The organism is Clostridium liquoris, assembly GCF_002995785.1.
GTDB lineage: Bacteria > Bacillota > Clostridia > Clostridiales > Clostridiaceae > Clostridium_AO > Clostridium_AO liquoris.
Map to the genome: position 1 here is coordinate 24,996 of NZ_PVXO01000044.1, position 23,113 is coordinate 48,108.

General features: G+C 33.3%; 27 protein-coding genes. 3 read left to right on the forward strand and 24 right to left on the reverse strand.

The annotated features are described in order from the left end of the window. Nucleotides 1–17: 17 nt before the first annotated feature. The 3 genes from CLLI_RS07745 to CLLI_RS07755 form a co-directional block, all read right to left on the reverse strand. The gene (locus CLLI_RS07745; protein WP_106063644.1) at nt 18–206 is read right to left on the reverse strand and encodes a hypothetical protein; all 189 of its coding nucleotides are present in this window, start codon (nt 204–206) and stop codon (nt 18–20) included. Further along, nucleotides 199–897 carry a virulence-related protein gene (locus CLLI_RS07750; protein WP_106063645.1) on the reverse strand — a complete coding sequence of 233 codons (699 nt, stop codon included), beginning with the start codon at nt 895–897 and terminating at the stop codon, nt 199–201. Before CLLI_RS07750 ends, CLLI_RS07745 begins: the two co-directional genes overlap by 8 nt. 63 nt (nt 898–960) lie before the next feature. Beyond that, nucleotides 961–2,202 carry a site-specific DNA-methyltransferase gene (locus tag CLLI_RS07755; protein WP_106063646.1) on the reverse strand — a complete coding sequence of 414 codons (1,242 nt, stop codon included), beginning with the start codon at nt 2,200–2,202 and terminating at the stop codon, nt 961–963. 126 nt (nt 2,203–2,328) lie between these two features. On the opposite strand from CLLI_RS07755, the gene CLLI_RS07760 reads away from it, so the two are divergent. Beyond that, entirely contained in the window at nt 2,329–2,697 is a 369-nt protein-coding gene (locus tag CLLI_RS07760) for an AbrB/MazE/SpoVT family DNA-binding domain-containing protein (protein WP_095177268.1), read from the forward strand. Nucleotides 2,698–2,699: 2 nt separating this feature from the next. Beyond that, complete coding sequence (locus CLLI_RS07765; RefSeq protein WP_096636178.1) at nt 2,700–2,990, forward strand: type II toxin-antitoxin system RelE/ParE family toxin; 291 nt, start codon at nt 2,700–2,702, stop codon at nt 2,988–2,990. A 120-nt stretch (nt 2,991–3,110) separates the two neighbouring features. Here the strand turns inward: CLLI_RS07765 and CLLI_RS07770 are convergent, their stop codons facing one another. The 21 genes from CLLI_RS07770 to CLLI_RS07860 form a co-directional block, all read right to left on the reverse strand. Next, nucleotides 3,111–3,485: an HNH endonuclease gene (locus CLLI_RS07770; protein ID WP_106063647.1), complete on the reverse strand. Its 375-nt coding sequence runs from the start codon at nt 3,483–3,485 to the stop codon at nt 3,111–3,113. A gap of 179 nt (nt 3,486–3,664) precedes the next feature. Next, nucleotides 3,665–4,327, reverse strand: coding sequence for a PIN domain-containing protein (locus tag CLLI_RS07775; RefSeq protein WP_106063648.1), 663 nt, complete (start codon nt 4,325–4,327; stop codon nt 3,665–3,667). Beyond that, a complete protein-coding gene (locus CLLI_RS07780) occupies nt 4,327–5,133 on the reverse strand; it encodes an ImmA/IrrE family metallo-endopeptidase (RefSeq protein WP_170063670.1) in 807 nt (268 codons plus the stop codon). Before CLLI_RS07780 ends, CLLI_RS07775 begins: the two co-directional genes overlap by 1 nt. After that, on the reverse strand, nt 5,123–5,479 hold the full coding sequence (locus CLLI_RS07785; RefSeq protein WP_106063650.1) for a helix-turn-helix domain-containing protein: 357 nt from the start codon (nt 5,477–5,479) through the stop codon (nt 5,123–5,125). Before CLLI_RS07785 ends, CLLI_RS07780 begins: the two co-directional genes overlap by 11 nt. Nucleotides 5,480–5,781: 302 nt before the next feature. Further along, a complete protein-coding gene (locus CLLI_RS07790; protein ID WP_106063651.1) occupies nt 5,782–6,213 on the reverse strand; it encodes a DUF1492 domain-containing protein in 432 nt (143 codons plus the stop codon). Then, on the reverse strand, nt 6,203–7,582 hold the full coding sequence (locus CLLI_RS07795; protein WP_106063652.1) for an SNF2-related protein: 1,380 nt from the start codon (nt 7,580–7,582) through the stop codon (nt 6,203–6,205). The genes CLLI_RS07790 and CLLI_RS07795 overlap by 11 nt, the downstream gene beginning before the upstream one ends. Further along, on the reverse strand, nt 7,579–7,857 hold the full coding sequence (locus CLLI_RS07800; protein WP_106063739.1) for a VRR-NUC domain-containing protein: 279 nt from the start codon (nt 7,855–7,857) through the stop codon (nt 7,579–7,581). The genes CLLI_RS07795 and CLLI_RS07800 overlap by 4 nt, the downstream gene beginning before the upstream one ends. A 300-nt stretch (nt 7,858–8,157) precedes the next feature. Then, on the reverse strand, nt 8,158–10,569 hold the full coding sequence (locus CLLI_RS07805) for a virulence-associated E family protein (protein ID WP_106063653.1): 2,412 nt from the start codon (nt 10,567–10,569) through the stop codon (nt 8,158–8,160). After that, entirely contained in the window at nt 10,553–10,738 is a 186-nt protein-coding gene (locus CLLI_RS14350; RefSeq protein ID WP_146127082.1) for a hypothetical protein, read from the reverse strand. Before CLLI_RS14350 ends, CLLI_RS07805 begins: the two co-directional genes overlap by 17 nt. Further along, entirely contained in the window at nt 10,710–11,039 is a 330-nt protein-coding gene (locus CLLI_RS07810; RefSeq protein WP_242975557.1) for a DUF7768 domain-containing protein, read from the reverse strand. The genes CLLI_RS14350 and CLLI_RS07810 overlap by 29 nt, the downstream gene beginning before the upstream one ends. Before the next feature lie 44 nt (nt 11,040–11,083). Beyond that, nucleotides 11,084–13,030: a DNA polymerase gene (locus tag CLLI_RS07815; RefSeq protein WP_106063654.1), complete on the reverse strand. Its 1,947-nt coding sequence runs from the start codon at nt 13,028–13,030 to the stop codon at nt 11,084–11,086. A 6-nt stretch (nt 13,031–13,036) separates the two neighbouring features. Further along, a complete protein-coding gene (locus CLLI_RS07820; protein ID WP_106063655.1) occupies nt 13,037–13,573 on the reverse strand; it encodes a DUF2815 family protein in 537 nt (178 codons plus the stop codon). Nucleotide 13,574: 1 nt separating this feature from the next. Continuing rightward, nucleotides 13,575–14,735, reverse strand: a complete 1,161-nt coding sequence (locus tag CLLI_RS07825) for a DUF2800 domain-containing protein (protein ID WP_106063656.1) — start codon at nt 14,733–14,735, stop codon at nt 13,575–13,577. Further along, entirely contained in the window at nt 14,735–15,016 is a 282-nt protein-coding gene (locus CLLI_RS07830; protein WP_106063657.1) for an rRNA biogenesis protein rrp5, read from the reverse strand. Before CLLI_RS07830 ends, CLLI_RS07825 begins: the two co-directional genes overlap by 1 nt. After that, nucleotides 14,958–15,131, reverse strand: coding sequence for a hypothetical protein (locus CLLI_RS14495; RefSeq protein WP_169712333.1), 174 nt, complete (start codon nt 15,129–15,131; stop codon nt 14,958–14,960). The genes CLLI_RS07830 and CLLI_RS14495 overlap by 59 nt, the downstream gene beginning before the upstream one ends. 136 nt (nt 15,132–15,267) lie before the next feature. Further along, nucleotides 15,268–15,702 (reverse strand): sigma-70 family RNA polymerase sigma factor, encoded by a 435-nt coding sequence (locus CLLI_RS07835; RefSeq protein ID WP_095177256.1) that lies wholly within the window; start codon nt 15,700–15,702, stop codon nt 15,268–15,270. A gap of 249 nt (nt 15,703–15,951) precedes the next feature. Further along, nucleotides 15,952–16,179 (reverse strand): hypothetical protein, encoded by a 228-nt coding sequence (locus tag CLLI_RS07840; protein WP_095177255.1) that lies wholly within the window; start codon nt 16,177–16,179, stop codon nt 15,952–15,954. 153 nt (nt 16,180–16,332) lie between these two features. Beyond that, the gene (locus CLLI_RS07845) at nt 16,333–16,713 is read right to left on the reverse strand and encodes a helix-turn-helix domain-containing protein (protein ID WP_095177254.1); all 381 of its coding nucleotides are present in this window, start codon (nt 16,711–16,713) and stop codon (nt 16,333–16,335) included. Between the two features lie 15 nt (nt 16,714–16,728). Continuing rightward, a complete protein-coding gene (locus CLLI_RS07850; protein ID WP_106063658.1) occupies nt 16,729–17,523 on the reverse strand; it encodes an ImmA/IrrE family metallo-endopeptidase in 795 nt (264 codons plus the stop codon). 388 nt (nt 17,524–17,911) lie between these two features. Beyond that, nucleotides 17,912–20,884, reverse strand: coding sequence for a cell wall-binding repeat-containing protein (locus CLLI_RS07855; protein ID WP_106063659.1), 2,973 nt, complete (start codon nt 20,882–20,884; stop codon nt 17,912–17,914). Nucleotides 20,885–21,354: 470 nt separating this feature from the next. After that, a complete protein-coding gene (locus tag CLLI_RS07860) occupies nt 21,355–22,374 on the reverse strand; it encodes an acyltransferase (protein ID WP_170063672.1) in 1,020 nt (339 codons plus the stop codon). 219 nt (nt 22,375–22,593) lie between these two features. Here CLLI_RS07860 and CLLI_RS07865 point away from each other — a divergent pair, with 219 nt between their 5' ends. Further along, a complete protein-coding gene (locus CLLI_RS07865) occupies nt 22,594–23,091 on the forward strand; it encodes an SEC-C metal-binding domain-containing protein (protein WP_106063661.1) in 498 nt (165 codons plus the stop codon). Nucleotides 23,092–23,113 lie beyond the last annotated feature (22 nt).

Here is a 23,113-nt window from a genome sequence, read left to right on the forward strand (position 1 = left end):
AAAAGAAACACAGTATTTTACACTATTTCAACATATTCAGAAATAACAGCTAAAGCTTCAATATAAGACCCAGATTCCATTATCCTTTTTACCATTTCGTCTGCTTTATCTTTCATACCAGCTTTTTTAAGGGTTCTAGATGCAATCCCCATAAGATTAAATATGTTTCCATCTTCACCGATTAATTTACACCTTGGTTTAGTCATTTGCTTCCTCCTTCTTTCCTTTTCTAAAAGCACTGTTGCCACTTAGGTTTTGAAGGAGTTCTCTTCTAATTTCTTTATACTCATCTCCAATCATTCCAAGTCTTGTTAGCCAAGTTCTAAAAGTGTATTTTTCATTGTCAGTAGGTTTCACTTTAGCTAAAGCTCTACTTTGGCCCTTAGCATTTTTATTGATTAGTGCAAAAAGCCAAGTAGCTGCTTCAGTTCCTGTATGCTTAAAGGTTATACTTTTTTCCTGAAAGTCAAATTCTATTCCAGGATGTCCTCCCTCTTCAATTTTATTTAATGCTCTTTCAAAACTATCTACGCTGTTAATATCTGCTTCGTTAATTTTAATAACAAAGTCCTCTTCTACTATATTTTCTTCAATTCCCAATGCCTTTTTAATTAAAGGCTGTCTACTGTATATCATGTTTACAATGTTTCTTAAGGTTCTACCACTGTGGCCATCCATGGGTATTTCTAATTCGTAGCCAATAGATTCTTCAGGCCCAGCTAGTAGTTCTTTAAATTCTACTTCTACTCCAAGAGATGTCATAATCTTTCCCTCCCTATCTATGATGTAAGTTTCTTTAGGTGTTTCTATTTGATATTGAAAGCTTGGTACTCCTAGATACTTAGGCTTCACTCCAAAATGCTCACCTAAGATTTTTACCATTTCCTTTCTATCCATTTCAATCCCTCCTGTATTTAGGTTACTTACATATATCACTCTAAACACAGGAAATAGCAAGGGTTATATGGTATCTTTATATAGAATTTTCTCTCCGTCTCTTATTAGAAAAACTTCTTCATAAGAATCAACATACTCAATATATCTTTTCACAATAACATCTGCATATTTTTCATCAAGTTCTATTGCATAACAAATTCTTCCTAACTGCTCGCAGGCAATTAAAGTAGAACCACTGCCAGCAAAAGGTTCTAATACAATACAGTTACTCATGCTACTATTTTGGATCGGATAAGCTACAAGAGGTACTGGTTTCATAGTTGGATGAAGTTCTGATTTTGTAGGCCTATCAAAATTCCAGATAGTTGTTTGTTTTCTATCTGCATACCATCTATGCTTTCCCGTAGGTTTCCACCCATAAAGAATAGGCTCGTGCTGCCATTGATAATCAGAACGACCTAATACCAATGATTGCTTGGCCCAAATGCAAACATTAGCAAGATGGAATCCTGCATCCTTGAAAGCCTTTCTAAAATTTAACCCTTCTGTATCTGCATGGAATATATAAGCTGCAGCACCATCATCAAGAGAATTAAATATATTTTTAAATGAAGCTAATAGGAATTCATAAAAGTTTTTATCTTCCATATTGTCATTTTTAATTTTTCTCTCATTTTCACTTCCAGCTGTATAATTCACATTGTAAGGAGGGTCTGTAACACAGAGATTTGCTTTCTTTCCTTCCATTAGTTTCTCATAAATTTCTGCCTTGGTACTATCTCCACAAATAAGTCTGTGCCTTCCAAGTAGCCAAATATCACCCTGTTTTGAAATAGGCTCTTCTGCTAAAGCTGCATCTACATCAAAATCATCATCCTGCACATCTTTATCGTGGATATTACTAAAAAGCTCATCTATTTCTGCAGCATCAAAGCCTGTAAGGTCCATATCAAAATCCAGTTCTTTTAAATTTTCTAATTCTAAAGCTAACATCTCATCATCCCAGCCTGCATCCATAGCTAATCTGTTATCCGCTAAAATGTATGCCTTCTTCTGGGCCTCTGTCAGATGTTCCACTAACACACAGGGAACTTCTTTTATTCCTTCTTCCCTTGCTGCCATTACTCTGCCATGGCCAGCTAAGATATTATAATCCTTATCTATAAGGATGGGATTTATAAAACCAAATTCTCTAAGGCTACTTCTCAATTTATTAATTTGGTCTTTACTATGGGTTCTAGCATTATTTGCATAAGGTATCAACTCATCTATATTAATTAGTTTTAATTCTTCTGTTGTTTTCAATATTTCACTCACCTCTTTATTTTTTATTGAATTTTCTTTGTTTCTTTGTTATAATGTTTATAAAGATACAAAGATATAGGTATTATATTTATGAATTTAGCATATACTATAAAGGAGGTTACAAATATGCCTACAATTGTTATGGAGCGTGATATTATGGATCGTAAAATAATCAGCGTTTCAAAGAAGCGTCAAATTACGATACCTTTACAATTCTATAAACATCTTGAACTTGGAAGCGAAGTTGAATGCTCACTTGAAGATGGTAAAATTGTTATTCAACCTCTTCATAGAGAACCTAGTGAGTTTTCCGTTGAAATACTAAAAGACCTAGTTTCTCAAGGATATTCAGGTGATGAACTAGTAAAGCAGTTTGAAACACAAAGCAAAAATATTAAAAAAGCTGTTACCAATATGCTTGAAGAAGCAGATACCATTGCAGCTGGTGAAAAGAAAGCAGCAAACTTTGATGACATCTTTGGTTCAGAGGACTGATTATGTACGAAATATTATTCAGTCCTCAAGCTGAACGTTTTTTTAAAAAATTAAAGGAAAAACCTTTAAAAAATGCATATAAAACAGCTTTACTAAAATTAAGTGAAAATCCTTATATCGGTCAACCAAAACGTGGTGATTTATCCGGTGTTTATGGTTTTGATGTAAAATATAAAGGTATCAATTATGAAATTGCCTATACCATAAGTGAGGTTGATGGTAAAAAAATTATTGTGCTTCTTGCTGGAACTCGTGAAAACTTTTATCAACAACTAAAGCGATATATTAAATAGCTCTCAAAAGAGGGCTATTTTGCTTCTATACCCCCCTATGGAATTTTGCGAATTCTTGCACGAGGGGGCCGCCCCGTTCCTGGGCTACAGGGTTTTATATTATCTTACCCGCCCTAGGGGTCAAAAGGTGTAAACCTTTCTCTTCCATCTGCCGTCTTCCTTGGCAGTCTTCCTATCATGGCAAGACTTGCACAGAGATTGTAAATTGTTAATGTCATAGAATAAGTCTTCGTTACCTTTATGAGGTTTTATGTGGTCTACCACTGTTGCTGGGGTAATTCTATTATTCTTTAAACACTCTACACAGAGAGGCTGTTTGTTTAATACATATCTTCTTAAATCTTGCCAGCGACTGCTGTTGTATAGTTTCTTATGTGGTCTATTACTACAATTGTATTCTCTATTAACTTCCTTTTGATGTGCCTTGCAATAGTTCCCTTCCGTTAGCTCTGGACAACCTGGGTACTTGCAGGGCTTCTTTGGTTTCCTTGGCATCTTTTTTCACCTCTTTATCTTTAAAGCAACTAGTGAACATGCAATACACCATATTAGGTGAAAGCCATGTTCCCCAGACACATTTCCTACATTTATTCATTTGTTTCATCTCCTAAAATTGGGCATAGAAAAAGCCCTAAAGCTAAATGCTCTAGAGCTTGTATCACAAATCTTATTATTTATAAGGTTTTTAAAAATCCCCTTAACTCCAACATCTTATTTTTATAATTAATATTTCTATTATTGCAGAATTCTTTAATCCAAATTATATCTCTTTTTGTACCATGTTTATCACTAAACCTTCTAACAGTAGTAATCATTCTACTTCTAAAATTCATAGGATGTACCTGCATACTACTTGAAGTAACTTCTTCAAATTCGTTATATAAATCTTCAGGAGTCTGATCTGTTTCTATATACTTTAGAAATAGCAGTTCATAAAATGCAAATGGAATAACATCTCTAATCAGCCCCCTCACCAAAGTATCATGAGGCCCAAAATCTTTTGTATCATCTGATAGAAAAGCTGCAATCCCTATAGTTTTTGCTAAAGCTACTGCATATAATTCTCCGGTGTCAAATAGCAAATTATTCTGCTCTAAATATGTTTCAAAAAGCACCTTTACTCCCCTATCAATTAAATCTGAGTTAGTTATTATATTTATATTTCCTTTTTGTACATCTATCATAAATTGTTCATGAACTGAATATGATTTCCTTTTGAGCTCGTTTTCTAAAAGGTATTCATGCATATAAAGTTCATCACAAAATGAAAATAACAAATCCCTTTTATTGCTTTTGTATAAATGTATTACAATATCAGTATCTAAAGATGCATCCATTATTCGTACTCCTCAAATATATCATCAATATTTAGCTCTTCATCTTTGTTATCTTCATCCTTTTTAAAGATGCTTGCATCAATATCTAAAAGAGCTAGTGCCTTTTTTAAACTTGAATAAGGAATATGGTTATTTTCATAATTTGTAATTGCATATTCTAAATACCTTGATGGGACCTTAATCACATTTGATGGCTCTAATAGCTTTTCATCAACATTAATCATCCTAAATAAAGCCCTTGATGTAATATCGTTCCTTTCATTAAATAGTTCACATTTTTTATTATAATTAATAAAGTCAATATCATAAAGCCTCTTAACTACTGCAGCATAACTTACTTGGAACTCAATTTGTAATCTAATAATATCAATCGCATTAAGATTTATAGCTTTTTTCTCAAGTTCATATTTTACAAATTCTAATAATTGTGTTTCTGGCATTAAAAAACAATTTGCAAAATAATACGCTCTAGCCTCAGAAATATCTTCATCTATGTCATCAATATTTATGTCTATTTTCACATCTTGATTCTCGTCTTCAAAATCATATATTATGTGACCTAGTTCATGGGCTATTGTAAATATCTCTCTGGACAATATTTCAGATGAATTTGATACTATGATTTCTTTTCCTTCAAAGGTTGTAGAAAATCCTAATACAGTATCCTTCCCAAATGGATATCTAATTAAATGAGTACCTCTTTGTTCCACTAAACTAAAAATATCCTTAACCCCATAAGTTTGTATATTGTTTTCCTGCCTTATATCTAATGCTTTTTTTTCAATATCTATTTTATTAATCCACAAAGTCATCATGCTCCTTCATTTGGTAGTATAGCTTCTCATGAGCGTGAAAAACTTTTAATATTTTTTCAATTTTAGAAACTGAATCTATTACATCTTCTCTACTACCTTTTTCTCTAAACAAAGTAACAAGTTCTTTCTTTTCTTCTTCAGCACTTGTTATTTCTGATGTTGGCACACCTAGATAATCTGCAATTTTTTTGATCATGACATAAGAAATATCCACTTGCCCATTTTCTAAACGAGAATATCTTTGCCTAGACATATCTAATACATTAGCCATCTGTTCTTGGCTAATTTTACGAATTTGGCGTAATTCTTTTATTCTCATACCTAATGCATAACTCATAATTAACCCTCCTTGTAATGATTATATAACATTTTCTTATTAAATTCAACATATATGTTATATTACTATCCCATTTTTTATATTTTATGCATTAGTTTTAAATTTTGTGAATTGTAAATGCTGGTAAATGCTTTAAAAATATTTTGGCATAGAAAAAAGCCCTCTTTGGGGCTTGTATTCAAGAATGCTGCGTTTCCTTGGAATCAAATTGATATAACCTCGGCCTATACAAACAGCATATGGTGTTCCTGATTTTTCTATACCTTTACATCTTATATATTACTACATTCATTAAGTGGCTTTCAATGGCTTTTAGTGGCTTCTTTTAAAATTTCATCAATTTCTTTTAAAGCTCTACCATGAAGTCTCATTATCCACCTTTTATCATATCCCATACATCTAGCTACATCATCCCAGCCCTTGTTGTTTATATATCTCATCTCTAATAGCAGCTGGTAACTTACATCTTCTACTTGACTTATGACATCCAGGATTTCTCTTTTCAAATCGATTAATCTATCAATGTCATCATTTATTTCATAGCTTAAATCTATAAGTTTAACAGTAGCATCTTCCATAGGACTTGTTGTAGCTTTACCCCCAGATACCTTCTCCTGAGTAAAGTCTACAGTAACCTTCTCCGCTATAGCTTTCAGTCTTTCCATTTGATCCAGCTTATTATTTATACTTTTATCAAGCCACATAGCTTGAGATAGATATTCTTTAGCGTTCATTCTCATTACCTCCCATCTTTCTAACCCTCGCCTTCACTGCATTTAGCAATGCTTCTTGTCCTACTTCTTTACCTTCAAGTGCTTTTATCACATCTTCATCCATGGTATCTTTGGCTACTAAGTGATGGATGATTACATTTTGCTTTTGGCCTTGTCTATAAAGTCTTGCATTGGCTTGACTATATAATTCAAGGCTCCAAGTAAGCCCAAACCAAATTATGATATTTCCACCAGCTTGAAGGTTTAATCCATGTCCAGCACTAGCTGGGTGGGCCAGCATAATTGGTATTTTACCTTCATTCCAATTCTTTATATCTTCAGATGTATCAAGAACTGTTAAATCATCTCTTTTTAGGTGCTTTTTAATTCTATCTAAATCATGCTTATAGGAATAAAAGATTAATACTGACTTTCCATTTGCAGCTTCTATAGTGTCCTCTAATGCTTTAAGCTTTGCATTGTGTATTTCTTTTACATCTCCATTTTCATCATAGACAGCACCATTGGACATTTGGAGTAGCTTATTAGCTAGAACACCAGCTGTATTTGCTACAATATCTGAATCCTTAAGTGGTAGTAGTAAGTCTCTTTCCAGTTGGTCATATTTATCCTTTGCCTTCTTTGGCAGATGAATTGGTATGATATTATTAATTCTCTCTGGTAGTTTTAAATAATCCTCTGCTTTCATACTGACACAAATATCTGATAGTTTTTCATAGATAGCTTCCTCGGCACCTTCCTTTAACTTATAGGTGAATACTATATGCTGATTTCTCTTATCTGGTAGGAAGTATCTCTCCCTGTATCCAGTTATGGTTTTTCCTAATCTTTCACCACCATCTAGTAGATAAATTTGGGACCATAAATCTATAAGTCCATTTGGTGCTGGAGTTCCAGTAAGTCCTACCACTCGTTTCATAAAGGGCCTTACCTTTTTTAAGGCTTTAAACCTTTGTGCTCTATGGGATTTAAAGCTGGATAGTTCATCTATTACCAACATGTCAAAGGGCCAATCCTTACCACATTTATCTACTAACCACTTCACATTTTCTCGGTTGATGATGTAAATATCAGCTTTAGTATATAAGGCATTAATTCTTTCTTTTTCCGTTCCTAAAACCTTAGATATTTTTAGATGTTTTAAATGATCCCATTTAGCTGCTTCTTCATCCCATGTGCTTTCCGCTACACGAAGAGGTGCTATAACTAAAACTTTTGATACTTCAAAGTAATTAAACATCAATTCATCTATGGCTGTTAGAGTAATAACACTCTTGCCCATTCCCATATCCAGCAGTAGTCCTGCTTTTTCTTTATCTAAAATCCACTGAGTGGCGTATTCTTGATAATCATAAGGTTTATATTTCAATCAACCACCTCCTGTAAAAATACATTTATTTTTTCATATGAATCTATTACATAAACTTTAAAGCCTAAGCTTTCCAGTTGCTCTTTTCTTTTTAATTGGAGAGGCCTTAAATTTTTCCCAGGTGCTTTTAGTTCTACAAAGTAGATTTTTCCTTTTGGTAGTAAAACTAATCTATCAGGCACACCTGCCATTCCTGGAGAGGTGAACTTAAGTGCAAGGCCACCTAAATCTTCTACCTCCCGTTTTAATCTAGCCTCTATTTTACTCTCTAAAATCTCAAACACTCCCCATTTCTTAAACAAGTACAAATCTTGTTAACAATCTTGTTAATCTCTACACCCCAGTATTTATAGGGCTTTCAGTAAATTTTAAAAGGTTTTCAATAAACAAGTAACAAGAATTTCCTATAGACTACTCTTAATTATAGAGATTAGGCATATACATATACCTATATATTCTTTATTTTATTTATCTATATATATAATCTTGTTTATCTTGTTAATAATATAAGTTAAAGCCTTAATATAACTAGGGTAGGGGTAGTAAACAAGAATGGTAACAAGCCTAAATCTTGTTTAATCTTGTTTATCGCATCTAACATAAATTCTTTGTATTCCATAGAGAGGAACTTTGGCATTTCCCTGCTTGTTTCCAGTGTACTTTTCCCATCCATCAATCTTTCTCATTATTGCATTTATCTCATAAGAGTCTATCTTTCTCATGGCAGTAGCTTCTTTACCAAATAGCTCACACCAAATTTCCATGGTGCAGACTTGCTCTCTTCTTACAGTTCCTATAACATTATCGCTAAACTCATCACCACGAATAAAGCTTCTTCTTGCATATAAGTCCATATCATCCCAGTTCGTTGGAAGGAGCATATCTAAATATTCTCTAACTACTCCTTCTCTATCATCACTTTCTAATGCATCAATTTGGGCTGCATTTGCAAACTCTTCAGCCTTATTACTTAATATTAAAGATTCACCCTGATGGTAATATTCCATTACTTCAGACCAAACTTGGTCTACATCATCTATATCCCAAGGTTTTAATTTTGTGTCTCCTGGGGTTTTAACTGGCCAAAACCTACGCCCACCAGTAATATCCCTTAAAAATCCTGCTTCTTGATTTGTGGTGCCTACAATAATACACTGTCTTGGATGATCTTCTACTGAGTATCCATAACTTGCTCTAAACTTATCGTCTTGCCTTGATAAAAAAGACTTTAATGTCTCTTCATCAATTTTTCTAATTCCAGCTAGTTCTCCAATTTCAAGTATCCAGTAACCTTGAAGTTTTTCCGCTGCAGTTTTATCTCTCATATCTGAGATGGAAAGAGAATCACTAAAAAACTTTCCTCCTAGCTTTGAAAACAAAGTACTCTTTCCTATTCCCTGTGGCCCATTTAAAACTAGAACTGTATCAAATTTAATTCCTGGATTCATGGTTCTTGCTACTGCTGCAACTAGTGTCTTTCTCGTTGCTTCTCTGGTGTAGATATTATCTTCTGCTCCTAGATATTTAACTAATAGGGTATCTACTCTTTTAACACCATCCCATTTTGGAAGATTTAATAGATACTCCTTTACTGGATGTCTAGACCTTTCAACGGCTACTTTTAATACAGCCTCCTTAAGCTTTCCTGGTGCATAAAGGTTATAGTTTAAATCAATATATCCAGCAAGAGATGCTTCATCAGTTTTATTCCACCCAGACTTTAACCTTTTCCAGGGAACATCTCCTTCTACATCAACACCTTCTCGAAGCTCGTTATAAAAAATACTGTTAAGTTGTGGATCATGTCTTAGTATAAGAATTATATTGGTAAGAGTATTTTTAAGCTCTCCCTTATTATTAATTTCAAGGTTTACTTGCCAATCTTCCTCATTAAAATCCTCACTAGCTGAAGTCATCCTTTCACTAGCTATAGTCTTTTTAACCTCTAAATCCTCTCTAGCTAACTTCTGCATAGAAAGATAAGATGGCAGCTTATTTACAGGTGTTCCTTCCTTTGCCTCTTCATCTAATTCACCGAACTTATGAAGTCTTACAAGGTCAAAAGCATTACATAGTTTGCCACTAATGGGGTCGGTGCCATGGTGTGAATATGCAAAGTCTCCATTTTCATATATAACTAATCCACCTGCAGATGATCCTGGAATATAGGTGTAACGATTAGGGTTTTCACAAGGTGAATATACATCTTGTAGAAACTTCTCAATTACATCAACTACAGAGTATGTCCTACAAAAGGCACCTACTACTCCTGGCTTTTCTTTAGGGTCTCCTTGTCTTTCTGCTAATCTCTTTCTATCCTCTTTAGTCCTTGAACTTTCAGGCCAATAGGATGAGTCTCTCCAATCTTCATACCTTGCAAGTATTTCATCTGGATCTATCCATTCTTCATCCAATACTTTAAAAATAAACTCTCCATCAGAAGAAGTTGATGGCCAATACATTAATCGGTGTGGCTCATAGGTGGTATCATCAAAGAAATCTATGCCTAAATCTGCTGCAATTCTTCTCGATACTGCTCCATATTCATCTGGAGTTACTGCCCTTTTTAGTGGAATAACAAGTCTTAATCTTGGAGCTTTAGGACTGTGGCTGTGAGTTGAATACATTACACATCCATATCCAAACATGGTCTCAACACCTGCCCATAAATCTCCCTTAACAAAGTCAGCATCAAGTGTTACAATTTGCCTCCAAACTACATTATCAGCTTTTCTTCTGCCTTCCTTTAAAGTTCCACCTACAAAACCACCTACATCTTTTACTTCATCTTTCTTAGATTTAGATAGCTTCTTGTATTCTTCATAGGTTTCATAAGTTCTTATGGTACTGCTTAATTTCTCTACTAACTCCGACCAGAGCATCTCTCGATTCTTCCAGTTCATTTCTTTTCTACTTCTACCTGTAGCAATGGTAAGAACTCCATCATGTTTTAATTTAGGTTCTTTAAGCTTATATGGCTCTTGCATATTTACTCACCTCTTTCTTAAGTCCTTTCTTTGCTCCTTCTATGTCTCCAGCTAATGCCTGACCTCGTAAGGTTTTAATGGTTTGTCTTGGAAAAATTCCCCTATAGTCTTTTAGAAGTTTTATAAACTTAATGGTTTCCCTATTCATCCAAAGGTTCACACCTTTCATTAAACCTTCTTACTATAATCCCTAGTGACTTAGCCCTTTCAATTTCATTAAGCATTCCCTCAGAGATTTTATCTCCAAAGGCCCATAGTTCATCACATATATTTAAAAGTTCAAATCCCATATCTATTCCTGCGTTTCTTTCCTCTTCATCCTCGTCATCTAAAAACTGAGTAAAGATGGTATGAGGTGCCAAGGGAATACCACCCTTGACATAGACATACCTTGAATAGCCAATAGCTTTATTTATATTCCTTTTAACATCTCCCCTTAAGGGAGAACATACATAGATAATTGGTTTCACTAATATCACCTTCCTCTTTAGGTAGGTCGTATTTCATGACCCACCTAGTCTTTTTTATAGTAATCACTCTCAAAGGCTTCAGCTCTTAATGGAAGTCCTGGAGCCCAAGGGATATCAAACCCCATAATTTCCTCCACTTCTTCTAATGAGCCATTATCCTTTGGAACATCTAGTATAACTTCATCATGAACATGAAATACAATCCTATATCCGTACTTTTCAAGCCTTAGCATAGATTCAGCTAAACAGTCCCTTGCTATGGCTTGTATAATATTCTCTGTTAATTTTCCTCCATAGGTGTCAATACGACCCCACTTCATTCCTTCTATACCTTCATAAGTTAATTTATCTTTATTAAATCTTTCATCTATTTCAATCCTGGGCCTTACATAAGCAAGGCTTCTGCCAGAGGGTAGTCTTATAAATAGCACTCCTGATTTAAAGTAGAACTTAAGACCGTATTGCATACTAACTACAGTTCTTTCCTTAACTGCTTTAATTGCAGCACTTTCTACATCCCACCAAAGTCTAACTATATTTGAATTGGACTTTCTCCAAGCAGATACAAGCTCAGGTAGTTCTTCTTCACTAAGTCCCATATCTATTGCACCCATAGCCTTTAAGGCACCTTTACTTCCTCCATATCCAAGGGCCAACTCTGCAATCTTACCTTTCTGTCTTAAGACGCTGCCCTTATGAATTTCTTCTACAGGAACTCCAAACATTTGAGATGCTGAAGCTTCATATATCTTTCCATGAGAATTAAACACATCCATTCTCCATTTCTCTCCTGCAAGCCAAGCTATAACTCTAGCTTCAATGGCACTAAAGTCTGCTACAATAAATCTTGAATTAGGAGAAGGAATAAAAGCTGTTCTAATAAGCTGAGATAGAACATCTGGTACTGAATCGAAGAGTAGTTCTAGTGTTTCATAATCTCCAGCTAGAAGAAGTTCCCTTGCTAAATCCAAATCACTCATATCATTTCTAGGAAGATTGTGAACTTGAACTAATCTTCCCGCCCATCTTCCAGTTCGATTTGCTCCATAAAACTGTAGTAATCCTCGTATTCTTTCATCCTTACACATGGCTCTTTCCATGGTTTCATATTTCTTAACTGAAGTCTTAGACATATCTTGCCTTAACTCTAAAACCCTTCTTGCTATAGGGTCATCAACTTCATCTAGTAACTCTGCTACTTTTGCTTTGGATAGACTTTTCACTTCAATACCATGTTTATCTTTAAGCCAAGTCTTTAGCTGGGCTGGGCTGTTAGGATTTTCAAGTTCTGTTAAATCTATAGCTTCGTCTACTAATTCCTTTTGGTAGATTTCATCGCAGTGTATTGCATTTTCTACTAATTCGTTATTCACTCTAACTCCATAATCATTAATTCTTTGGTCTAAAAACCATAGCTTTAATTCTTTATCTGTCATAGGGTAATTCTCTAATCTTTTACGAATAGACCTTTCCACTTCCACATCTTGCTTACAATATGCTTTGAATGTTTCCCACTTATTCTTATCATGATGAGGAAGATTTCTAGTTCTTCCCCCATTAGCTTTAGTAGGCTTACAGGGAATTGAGAAGTATCTAATTAGTGCTTTCCCTTCACTCATCTTTTGCTGTTCTAGATTTAAACACCTAGCCACACCTGCTAAACTGGTAGGAAGGCCTAAAGTTAATGCGTGGGCCATACTACATCTCCACTGTTCTGGTGGCATTTCATCTTTAAAATATTTTGATAAACAAGTTCTTTCAAACTGTGCATTAAAAGCTGTTTTAATTACTTTAGGATTAGTTATAGCTTCTACTACATCAGCTGGAACCTTTTCACCACTTGCTAAATCCACAACCTGTACTTCTTCATCATCATAGGCATAAGCCATTAAAAGTATTTCAAAATCCTCTGCTTCAGTATAGGCATAGACCCCAGATTTACCGAGGTCTACACTACTATAAGTTTCAATATCGATAGCTAGTATTTTCATAAGGCATTATCCTAAAATATCATCAAAGTCATTATCTATTGCTTCAAAATCATCTTCAGGTCTTGATATTCCACCTAAGGGCTCTCCATCCTCAAGTTTCTGAAGATTGTTTAATCCAAATGTAATTCCCTTTGCCCCATTAATGCTATATGGGAAACTGCTAATACTTGCTCTACCATAGCAGCCTGAATAAAATTCTGTTTGGTCTAATATGGGCTCTACATTTTTATCTACAATTCCTGGTTTTATCTTGCTGTTTACATTTATAAAGTAACTATTTTTATATGCTGGATCATCTGGTTTGTCTAAATCTCCATCTCTTAATGGCCTCCTGAAGTTTGAACCACTGGTAAACTTTGAACCAAATCTTGATACTCCTTCCTTTTCAGCAGCTTCAATTGCATTGTTCACCTTTTCTAATGTTTTCTTATCATTCTTTGGAATAATTAAGCTCACAGAATACTTAGGTTCACTTCCATTTACACTTTGTGGCTCCCACACATTTGCATAACTAAATCTAACTTTACCTGTAACTATTTTCATATTAAAATTCCTCCTTAAAATCTATTTCTGCACTGCTTCTTATAGCAGGTCTTTTATCTTCCTCTGGAACTAACTGAAGTTTCCCAGGAGGTTTGATTATTAAATCTCCTATGGTTTCTTCAAATACTTTCTTTCCTAATTTCTTTTCAAGTTTGGTAAGGCTTAATAGAGACTTTGAAAATATCCTATCCTCTGAATAACCTGCAGAAAGTAAAGCTTTGGCAACTTTATCTTCATCAGAATACTTTCTCGAACTTCTACCTTCCACCAGCTTAAATCCAGGCCACTCTTTGCCTTCATTTACTGCTTGGTTGAATGCGTATGCTTCTACATCCTTGGCCCATTTTGTTAACTCATCTATTTGATTTAGTACTTCTACTATTTCTTCATCTGTTAATAATGCTGGTAGCTTAAAATCCATGCAGGCTAGTTTCATGTTTTCATCTGCTCTAACTCGACATATGGCTTTCACCTTACAGAACCTGCAATGCTCTCCTACCTTAAATTCACCTTCTCCTCTCCAAGCTTCATCGGCCTTTGGCTTTACTATTTTCTCTCCCCAATGTATAAGTTCTTCTACTTCCATTTCATCGCTGGAGATATTATCAATTCTTGGTTGGATAATGGTCATTCTAACCTTCTGGGTATCATAAAGCATTCCAAAACCATTAATTGCACCTAAGGCATATAGACGCATTTGGGGATTTGCTATTGCTGATACCGCTACTCCCTTTCCACCTTTTAAATCAATAACTTCAATAATGCCATCTGCAATAATAAGGACATCTCCTGTTCCAAATCCTTCTTTAACCCAAGGGCTGTAATCTAATCTTTCTTCTATAAGAACCAGTGGGTCAGTACTAATTGCTCTTGCTTCATTAATCTTTTCAATTACTGCATCTACATAAATCTCTACTGCTTTTTCTATCTCGTCTGTATAAAAGTCATTTTGCTTCATTTCTTTTAGTCTTTTATTGAACTCTGCCTTTGTAATATCATCTAGAAAAAGTTTAAGATGTAACTCAGCTAATCCATGCATAAAGGTTCCTTCCTTTGCATAAATGCTTGTATTATCTTCCACCTCTTCTTCCAGCCTTACACTAGGGCTGCACTTAAGCCATCTGTGAGCCGATGAAGCAGAGAGTAGGGCATGTTCTCCCATTACATCACCTCGACTTTCTCAAGTAATTCTGGGTATTTTTCTCTTGGTATGTCAGATAGCTTCTTAACTCCAAAGCCTATAATTAGTTCTCTTACCTGTGCTTGCTTTCCAGCTTTAGATAGAGAAGCTAACTTTGCTCTGACTTCCTCTAAAGTTGGTAGATTGTCTTTCACCTTTTCTTTAGGTTCATTTCCTTCTACAGCTCCTGCTAAGGTTTCAATACTATCTGCAAGACTTCGTAGATCCTCCACCACATCTAGTGCCAGTTTGATTTTGCTCATTCTCTTCCTCTCCTTTCTCTAGTTCTAATAGACGTCTTGCCAGCCTTTTTGATACAATGCTCATGGCTGTAAGTACTCCTACCATTTCTTCATGAGTTTCTTTATTTGCTTGCATTTTTGCACCTCCTCTTTTTAAATAAAACCCTTCACTTATTAGCCAATGGGGAAGGTAGTTTGATAACTAGTTTTTAAAAACATTTTTTACCCCCTCACTTATTAGCCAACGAGCAAGGGGGTTTGATAACCAAAACTTATGAAAAATATTTTTTTATTTTATTAATAACTTTCTTATGCCTTTTAACAATGGCTGGCTGAGATACATTTTCTTCCTTTGCAATTTCACGAGTAGTCTTATTTTTATAATAAATGTCCTGTATAAGTTCTTGCTCTTTGCTATCTAACTCTTTTAAAGCTTCCTGCAAAATTAAAAGTATAGCCTTATCACATACAATATCTTCTACAGATTGCTTGTCTTGAAATGTAGCTCCATTCTCCATCAATCTTTCTATTGAATCTTCTTTGCTTGGAATGTATATAGGTCTACCTGTCTCTGGATCAATATCAATGCCACCAACTTTAACATCTTGTTCTAAATATCTGCGTCTTCTATCCATTTTGTAATATTCTTTATAAAGCTCTTCACTTACTTCTACTTGCTCTTTGCCAATTTTAATAAATTTTTTCATTATAATTCCTCCTTGGATTTTTAAAATTTGATGATAGGTAATAGCAATAGGTCTAATGTTTAGGTCAGGTTTAAAATTGCTGTTCAAGCTCTTTATTACTGGTGAAAAATGACTATTTACACAGGCAAGTCCTAAAAAAAGACAAAAAAATAGCCAGACTGAAATGCAATGTCCGAGAATTTAATCTCTACACATTTGCATTTCAATCCGGCTATCTAGCAGCTCACTAGGGATTGTTTCTTATTTAATTTATGAAGCTTCTTGCTTTTTCTTTAAATATATTGAATTGCAGGTTTTTCTTATTCTTTTTATTGTAATTGAATCTACATAAGGCCCAATGATTTCCTCAATATTAATTAAGGTTGGCCCTTTATTACCACGAGCTTTAGCTGATATGATAAGTGAATCCTCTTCAATCAAAACCTTAAACAACAACCTATTGGTTTTATCCTCATCTCTAACTTCTTCTAATAACATAGGTACCTCCATAATTTAATGATTTTTGTAGTTTCCTGTTTCGTCATATATGCTTATTTGCGAACACAAGGATAAAAAAATATAGACTATGCCCCTTTAATTCTCATACAAGCTTATATGTGAACAGTAGGATAATAAAGTAGCAAAGAATCGCTACTCTTCTTCCTCTAAAGCTTTTATAAATTCCTCCCAGGCTTTTTCTGTGATGTCTTTTTTACCCTTGGCCTCATTTAGCTGTTTGGCTTTTCTTAAAGCTGTCCTAGCTAATTCGCTTCCCTTTATATACTCTGGTAAGTCCATAGGTATTTCATCTCTGTCTTCAGAAGCCATATCTATCATGTTTTCTTTTTCTTCCTGAGACAGATTTAAAATCTCTGCTATTTCTTCTAGCTTATCTATATTTGGTGGGTTCCTTCGTCCCTTTTCAATATCACTCCAATAAGCTGGAGAGAACCCTACTAAATCTGCCATCTTCCTTAAACTAAGCCCTTTCTCTTTTCTTCTTTTAGTTATAAACTTTCCAAATTTATTCATAAGTCATCCCTTCTTTTATATTATAGAGCATTGTCTTTTCTCTTCAACACTCTTTATAAATCCTAGATTCTTAAGTCTTATTTTTGCAGCTGTTAACGATACATCAAATTGTCTTGCCATTCCCCTTGATAGTTCTTCGGCCCAGAAATCATTATATAAATCTATTCCTCTTCTATTGAAAAACTCTTCTACTCCTAACAATCTTACATAATCTTTTACAGCTTGTGTAAAAGCGTCAACTGGCATTAGAAGTGCTGATGCTAAGTAGTCTGCTTGCCACTCCATCCAGTCATCGTCTGTCACTAACTGTTTTCTACCTGTAGATTCTATATCAGTTGTTCTACATTTAATAGCTGTTGTTTTTTCTTCTTCTCCCATATAGTCAAATATACTTATTTGATTTTTATCTACAGCATATATATCTCGGTGTAAAAACCAATGAGATATTTCATGGCAATGAGTAAATCTTCCTCTTCTTATTTGGTCTTCTTCTAATAAGCTATTGTCAATTAATATAGTTCCTTCATCTACTGGCAACTTTTCAGCTTTATTTTTTATTGGATTATACACTGGAACACAACCATCATTAAATACAATCATACCTAATATGGACCTGTTATGGCTTAAGTCCTTATAGTCTACATCGAGTCCTGCATAACACTCTGAAAAAAGCTCTACATCTAAAGCTGTTGGTGTTTTAAGATTCTCAGGTTTGTAGTCTCTTATTATCATTTCAGCAATATACTCTATATTTTCCTTGGATAAAATAGGTACCCCATTTGCTTTAGATCTAAAATCAAAACTTATCATTATATCACTCCTATCATAAATGCGTGTTAGCTACTATGAGAACATTATACTATACCAATATATTCCTTGTCAAGTGTTGGATACAAATAAAATAAGCACCCCAGTAAACTAACAAAGTCTACTAAGATGCTTATAAAAAGAAATAAAGACCATTGGATAGAGCATTCCCATTAATACTTTATCCAATAGCCTTTAATATGATATGTCTTATTTAGTTTTCAGCCAGTGATGTGACCTGACTATTTTATGAATTTGGGTTTGAAATGTTTCCGTTCATCATATATCTTAAATATGAGAAGGATAGACTAATCTACCCTTCTCTATATTTTATTTTATTAATTTTTCATATCTTTGTTACAAATGAAAATAGATTCTAATAAATTATAAACTATTTTATTGTTATAGTATCAGCATTAACAGTATTTCCGTTAGTATCTGTTATATCTAAAGTATCTTTAGCAACTAATTTAATTGATTTTCCTGATGTAATATCTGCTGATAAATCTTTGTCGATTGTTACTACAATAGCTTTACTACCAGTAGTTTCTGTTTCAAATTTAACATGATCTCCTGTTAGTTCTTTACCATCTATAAAAATTGAGTAGTCATTTGCATCACCATCTGCATTTTTTACCGCTTCAGTAAATGTTATTGTTAATGTTGTGCTAGAAGTAGCTGAATCAAATTTATCTATAGAAACTTCCTTTACAGTTGGTCTAACATTTTCATTTAATAAAATATTTTTAGTTACTGAATCCATTTCTGTAACATTTTCTTTGTATCCTTTTACTCCTTTAACAGTTACATTATAATTTCCTGATAATTCAACTGTATTATCCTTTAAGTAAACTTCTACTTTTGCTCCTGTTGATTCATCATTTTCGACAAGTTTTACTTTTTCAACTTGTGCATCTTCTACAATATAATTAGCAACATTTGTAGCTGAATCTATATTTACTGCTTTAGCAAATTTAACTTCTATAACCCCTGGTTTGCCTGCTTTTTCTACAATTGGATTTCCTGATACAAGTTCAAGTTTATTTGAAACAGTACCTAATGTAAATACTATATTTTTCTTAACAAAGCTATTACCAAAATTATCTTTAACATATCCTCCTGGTATTTCTACTGTATATTCAACATTAGAAGGTAGTGCTGCAGCAGGAGTAGCATTATCAACAAGTTTAATTTCTATAGCTTTTTTAGTTGTTCCATCAACATTTACATTAGCGGCTGGAACTGTTTTTTCTTGAGTAACTCCCATTTTATCTACATATTTAAATGTTAAATCAGAAGGAGCTAATTTTATTTCCTCATCAAAATTTACTACTAAATAATTGTTATTATCTTTATTTATAACTTTTGTTGAAGTTACTTGTGGTGCTGTTTTATCAGCATTAAAGCTTAATATAGTTTTATAAACATCATTTTTATTTGGAGTTGAAGCAAAATCTTCTAAAGCGTCTGCTCCGATTTCTACTGGAACAGATCCAGATTGTGCATCACCTAAAGTAACAACAATTTTAGTATTATCTTTAGTATCTACTACTGCTTTCTCTTCACATGTACTTGTACCGTCAGCTAATGCTGTTCCATTTACTTTTATTTTGGTAACATCTACAGTCTTTATAGCCTTAGATGCTTTTATCTCAAATGAACTAACTGAAGTTGCTTTTACTGATTGTATCACAGGTTTAACTTCATCTACATCTTTTTTAACTTTTACACTAATTGGTGTAGATACATTATTCGCATAGTCTTTAATTCCTTTAAATGTAACAGTTGCCTCTTCTCCTGGTTTTGCTGCTGATATATCAAGATCAACATAATTTACAGCCATCGCATCAGTAGCTGCTGGTTTTGCTGTTATAGCTGCAGAAGTACCATCAGCATATGTTGCTGTTAAATCTCCTGCTGGATTTTGAACAGGCTCAGAGAAGTATACTCTTACTATATCTGGATTGATTTTTTCAAATTTATCTAAAGTAGCACGAGTTTTATCTACTATTTGAACAGTTCCTAAGTAAGCATCTGCCTTTTCACCTTTTAAATCTTTAACAAAGTTTGCAGAATCTTCTTTATTTATTTCTACTTTATGATTAGTACCTGATGTAACTATTCCATCTGGTTGCATAGTTAGTATTCTTCCATCTTCACTTAAGCTTGCTGCCCATGTAACAGCTGTACCATCTATATATATTGTATCTGCTTTTAATTTATCATCTAATTTATTTGTTGTTAACTTATCATCAATTACAGTATTTTTGTCTATTGGTTTATTAAATTTAACTTGGATTTCTTTAGCATTAATAGCACTTACTGATTCAACCTTTAAATCAGTTGCAACTGGATTAACTATATTCTTAACAGAATCTTCTATAGCTTTTTCTAAGGCAGCTTCTCCACCTACTAGGTAAACTTTGCTATCCTTTAAGTTGTTTTCTAAATATTCTTTAGCATTAGTTGTAGCTTCAGCTGCATCTTTCTTCCCACTTAATACTACTGGAGCACCAGTTTTAGCTGCTGCTGCTGATGCAACTAGAGCATCTGCAAAATCATCTTTATCATAGCCACCATAAGCCATGTACATATTATCAAAATTTAAAACATCTTTATATTTATTTAATACTTCTATGTTAGTTTCGAATCTATCTCCGCCACCAGCAACTCTTGTAGCTCCTACTGAAGTAACAACTGCATCTGGTAAAATTGTTTTTCCACCAACTGCTGAGATTGTTAATCCTTTAGCAGCTTCTTTAACTTCTGCTGGGACTTCGTTTTTGTTTGCAAATAATATTGGCATTCCCTTAGTTGCAGCAATTGATGCTACTGAAAGAGCGTCAGCATAGCCATCTTGTCCATTTACTAAGAAAGCTCCTTTTTCCCCTGTTAATTCTAATACTTTTTTAGCTACATTAGCATTTGTTTCATATCTATTATTTCCGCCAATTCTTTCTACTTTATAGCTTGAAGCTAATTTGTCTGCTAGAGCCTTTGGTACAACACCCTCTCCACCAACAATGACTATCTTTTTAGCTTTTAAATCTTTTAAGTTAGCTATTAGGTCAGCTGATGGTGTATTAATGTCGTCAGTTAAAAGTATTGGAGCATTTAATGCTTTTGCAAGTGGTGTAGCAGAAACTGAATCACCATATCCATCATATCCATTAACTAAAACTACTGTGTCTGTTCCATTAGGGAAAGCTGATTTAGCAACGCTAGTTGCAGTTGCCTCTCTATTTCCCCCACCTAGTCTTTCAACACTTGAAGCTGCTTGTACATTTGTAGCAGTTAATGTTGAAGTTAATATTAAGCTCATTACTGTAGCACTTGCTAGTGCCTTGTGGCTTCTTTTACTCATATTATGATAACCTCCTCATTTAAGTGAAATTTAATATTGTATATATAAAATTTTTTATATATTTATATATAATTAACCTTATGGTTAAAAATACTACCTGATGATTATTTATCATTTATGGCATTATTATTCATCAAATGGTAATTTCAAACTTAAGGGTTATTATAGCACAAAGATACCATGTTTTCTATACCTTATTAAAAAGATTTTCAAAATTTTATTTCTATTTCTATATTGGAATATAACTTTATGTAAACCATTATTTTCATACCCGTGAAAGTTAATCATATACTGGCATTTTTATCCTCACGTACTATTATACAACACATACTGCAACTTTTCTATAGTTTTTTCTTAGAAAATATATCCAAGGGTTACATAGATAGTTTTACTATTTTACTAAAGCTTACTGTTATAGCTATTATTATTCTATATTCACCTTATAATTCCTTCTAAATATTAAGACTTATTTATAAAATTAGAATTTTTTTAATTAATTTGTACACTTCCCCAAGGGCTATTGGTATAACTGTACACATTATTAAGGCAGATATTATAAAATAAATACTTCCTATATTTAAATGTAATGCTTTAAACCCCTTCATATAATAATTAAGTATAAATGGGTGGGATAAATATACTATATAAGAATTATTCGTAACCTTTTTCGAAACCTTAAGCAAAGTTTTCCTATTACAGCTAAGTGAGAAAATGAAAGCCATAAATGCTATAGAATATATTATTATTGAAGGTCTTATAAAAGTAGTACAATAATCCAAAGTCTTTCCTATTTTCAAGCCATAAAAGCTCTCCCAAATTATCATAATTATGCATAATAATAATATGCTTCTTACAATTTTTTTATGCTTTTTGATTTTGCTAATGTAGTAATTTATATTTCCACTTAAATATACCCCTAGGACAAAATAAAAAAGCCAAAATAATATATTTCTCTTAGAAAAAAAATCTAAGGCTAGATTAGGGGTATTAAAATAGTGTCCTGTAGTTGTGATTCCCATAGAAATTAAAAAAGCTAGGGTAAGTCCCCATTTTTTTTTCATTCCTATATATAATATGGGAAAAATCAGATAAAGTTTGATTATCATTGGCATAAAATATAAATGGTAAAAAATTTTATCTCCTTTTATAAATAGCTCGGGCCAAAGGGCATAATTATAATTTTTATTTACTATAATTAAATATATTAATCCCCAGAAAATATAAGCGGGTATTAACTTTCCTAATCTCTTCTTTAAAAATTTAAGATACCCCATATTTTTTTTATAAGATAAGCCTAGGCCTACCCCTGAAAGAAGTACAAATATGGGTACAGAAAATCTTGATAGCTGATTGAGTATTAATGCTACTTTATAGGTAGAATTAAAAGTTTTGATATTTTGCATGGCATAAGCTGATACATGAATTAATACCACTGCTACTGCTCCTAGCGCCTTTCCTACATCTATTTCTATAATATGTCTCTTTCCCAAATTTATCACCACATTCCACTATCTTCTTTTAATATTTATTATAACATATGGAATTTATTTTTATTTATTGATTTTTTTCAATATTGTGTTAAACTGATTCTATGATTTAATTTTTAATAATAAGGTTTTTCCTTTAATGTAAATAATTAAGTTGAAAATCCATGAGGCTTTATATTATAATATGTTGTGGAATTATACTTAGTAAAAGGAGAATATGATATGAGCTTATATACTGAATGGAAACAATTAGTTGTATATTTTGTAAAAACTTCTGGTGAGGATGAGTTTTGGAATGAATATGCTTCTGTAGAAGAAAAAATAATGCCTGAAATCATAAGAAGATACAAAACAAATATAAAGGGAAAGCTTAAAGACTTAGCAGAAGGTTTTAATGTATCTGTAATTTCCTTTGTAGGTTTTATTGATGGAATAAATTCTTCTCTGAAGAAGCCTTTGGATTTAGAGGCTATAACTGAGGATTCAGAAATAGAATTTGATATAGACTTTGAAAAGCTATACATAAATATGCTCCAGGCTGGAACAGAATATCTTTATAATTTACCTGAATGGAATCTTATATTCGGGAAAGACAAGCTAACAGAGCTAAAGCTTACCTATGGAGATACGAAAACTATAGTAGCCCCTAAAAAAATAGGTAGAAATGAAATTTGCCCTTGTGGTAGTGGAAAGAAATATAAAAATTGCTGCGGTAAATAATTTCTAATCAATTATATACCCA

Excerpts from the sequence above, each read along its gene's own strand:
- CLLI_RS07745 (WP_106063644.1), bottom strand. The coding sequence starts at position 206 with ATGACTAAACCAAGGTGTAAATTAATCGGTGAAGATGGAAACATATTT.
- CLLI_RS07750 (WP_106063645.1), bottom strand. The coding sequence starts at position 897 with ATGGATAGAAAGGAAATGGTAAAAATCTTAGGTGAGCATTTTGGAGTG.
- CLLI_RS07760 (WP_095177268.1), top strand. The coding sequence starts at position 2,329 with ATGCCTACAATTGTTATGGAGCGTGATATTATGGATCGTAAAATAATC.
- CLLI_RS07765 (WP_096636178.1), top strand. The coding sequence starts at position 2,700 with ATGTACGAAATATTATTCAGTCCTCAAGCTGAACGTTTTTTTAAAAAA.
- CLLI_RS07770 (WP_106063647.1), bottom strand. The coding sequence starts at position 3,485 with ATGCCAAGGAAACCAAAGAAGCCCTGCAAGTACCCAGGTTGTCCAGAG.
- CLLI_RS07775 (WP_106063648.1), bottom strand. The coding sequence starts at position 4,327 with ATGGATGCATCTTTAGATACTGATATTGTAATACATTTATACAAAAGC.
- CLLI_RS07785 (WP_106063650.1), bottom strand. The coding sequence starts at position 5,479 with ATGAGTTATGCATTAGGTATGAGAATAAAAGAATTACGCCAAATTCGT.
- CLLI_RS07790 (WP_106063651.1), bottom strand. The coding sequence starts at position 6,213 with ATGAACGCTAAAGAATATCTATCTCAAGCTATGTGGCTTGATAAAAGT.
- CLLI_RS07805 (WP_106063653.1), bottom strand. The coding sequence starts at position 10,569 with ATGCAAGAGCCATATAAGCTTAAAGAACCTAAATTAAAACATGATGGA.
- CLLI_RS14350 (WP_146127082.1), bottom strand. The coding sequence starts at position 10,738 with ATGAAAGGTGTGAACCTTTGGATGAATAGGGAAACCATTAAGTTTATA.
- CLLI_RS07815 (WP_106063654.1), bottom strand. The coding sequence starts at position 13,030 with ATGAAAATACTAGCTATCGATATTGAAACTTATAGTAGTGTAGACCTC.
- CLLI_RS07820 (WP_106063655.1), bottom strand. The coding sequence starts at position 13,573 with ATGAAAATAGTTACAGGTAAAGTTAGATTTAGTTATGCAAATGTGTGG.
- CLLI_RS07825 (WP_106063656.1), bottom strand. The coding sequence starts at position 14,735 with ATGGGAGAACATGCCCTACTCTCTGCTTCATCGGCTCACAGATGGCTT.
- CLLI_RS07830 (WP_106063657.1), bottom strand. The coding sequence starts at position 15,016 with ATGAGCAAAATCAAACTGGCACTAGATGTGGTGGAGGATCTACGAAGT.
- CLLI_RS14495 (WP_169712333.1), bottom strand. The coding sequence starts at position 15,131 with ATGCAAGCAAATAAAGAAACTCATGAAGAAATGGTAGGAGTACTTACA.
- CLLI_RS07835 (WP_095177256.1), bottom strand. The coding sequence starts at position 15,702 with ATGAAAAAATTTATTAAAATTGGCAAAGAGCAAGTAGAAGTAAGTGAA.
- CLLI_RS07840 (WP_095177255.1), bottom strand. The coding sequence starts at position 16,179 with ATGTTATTAGAAGAAGTTAGAGATGAGGATAAAACCAATAGGTTGTTG.
- CLLI_RS07845 (WP_095177254.1), bottom strand. The coding sequence starts at position 16,713 with ATGAATAAATTTGGAAAGTTTATAACTAAAAGAAGAAAAGAGAAAGGG.
- CLLI_RS07850 (WP_106063658.1), bottom strand. The coding sequence starts at position 17,523 with ATGATAAGTTTTGATTTTAGATCTAAAGCAAATGGGGTACCTATTTTA.
- CLLI_RS07855 (WP_106063659.1), bottom strand. The coding sequence starts at position 20,884 with ATGAGTAAAAGAAGCCACAAGGCACTAGCAAGTGCTACAGTAATGAGC.
- CLLI_RS07865 (WP_106063661.1), top strand. The coding sequence starts at position 22,594 with ATGAGCTTATATACTGAATGGAAACAATTAGTTGTATATTTTGTAAAA.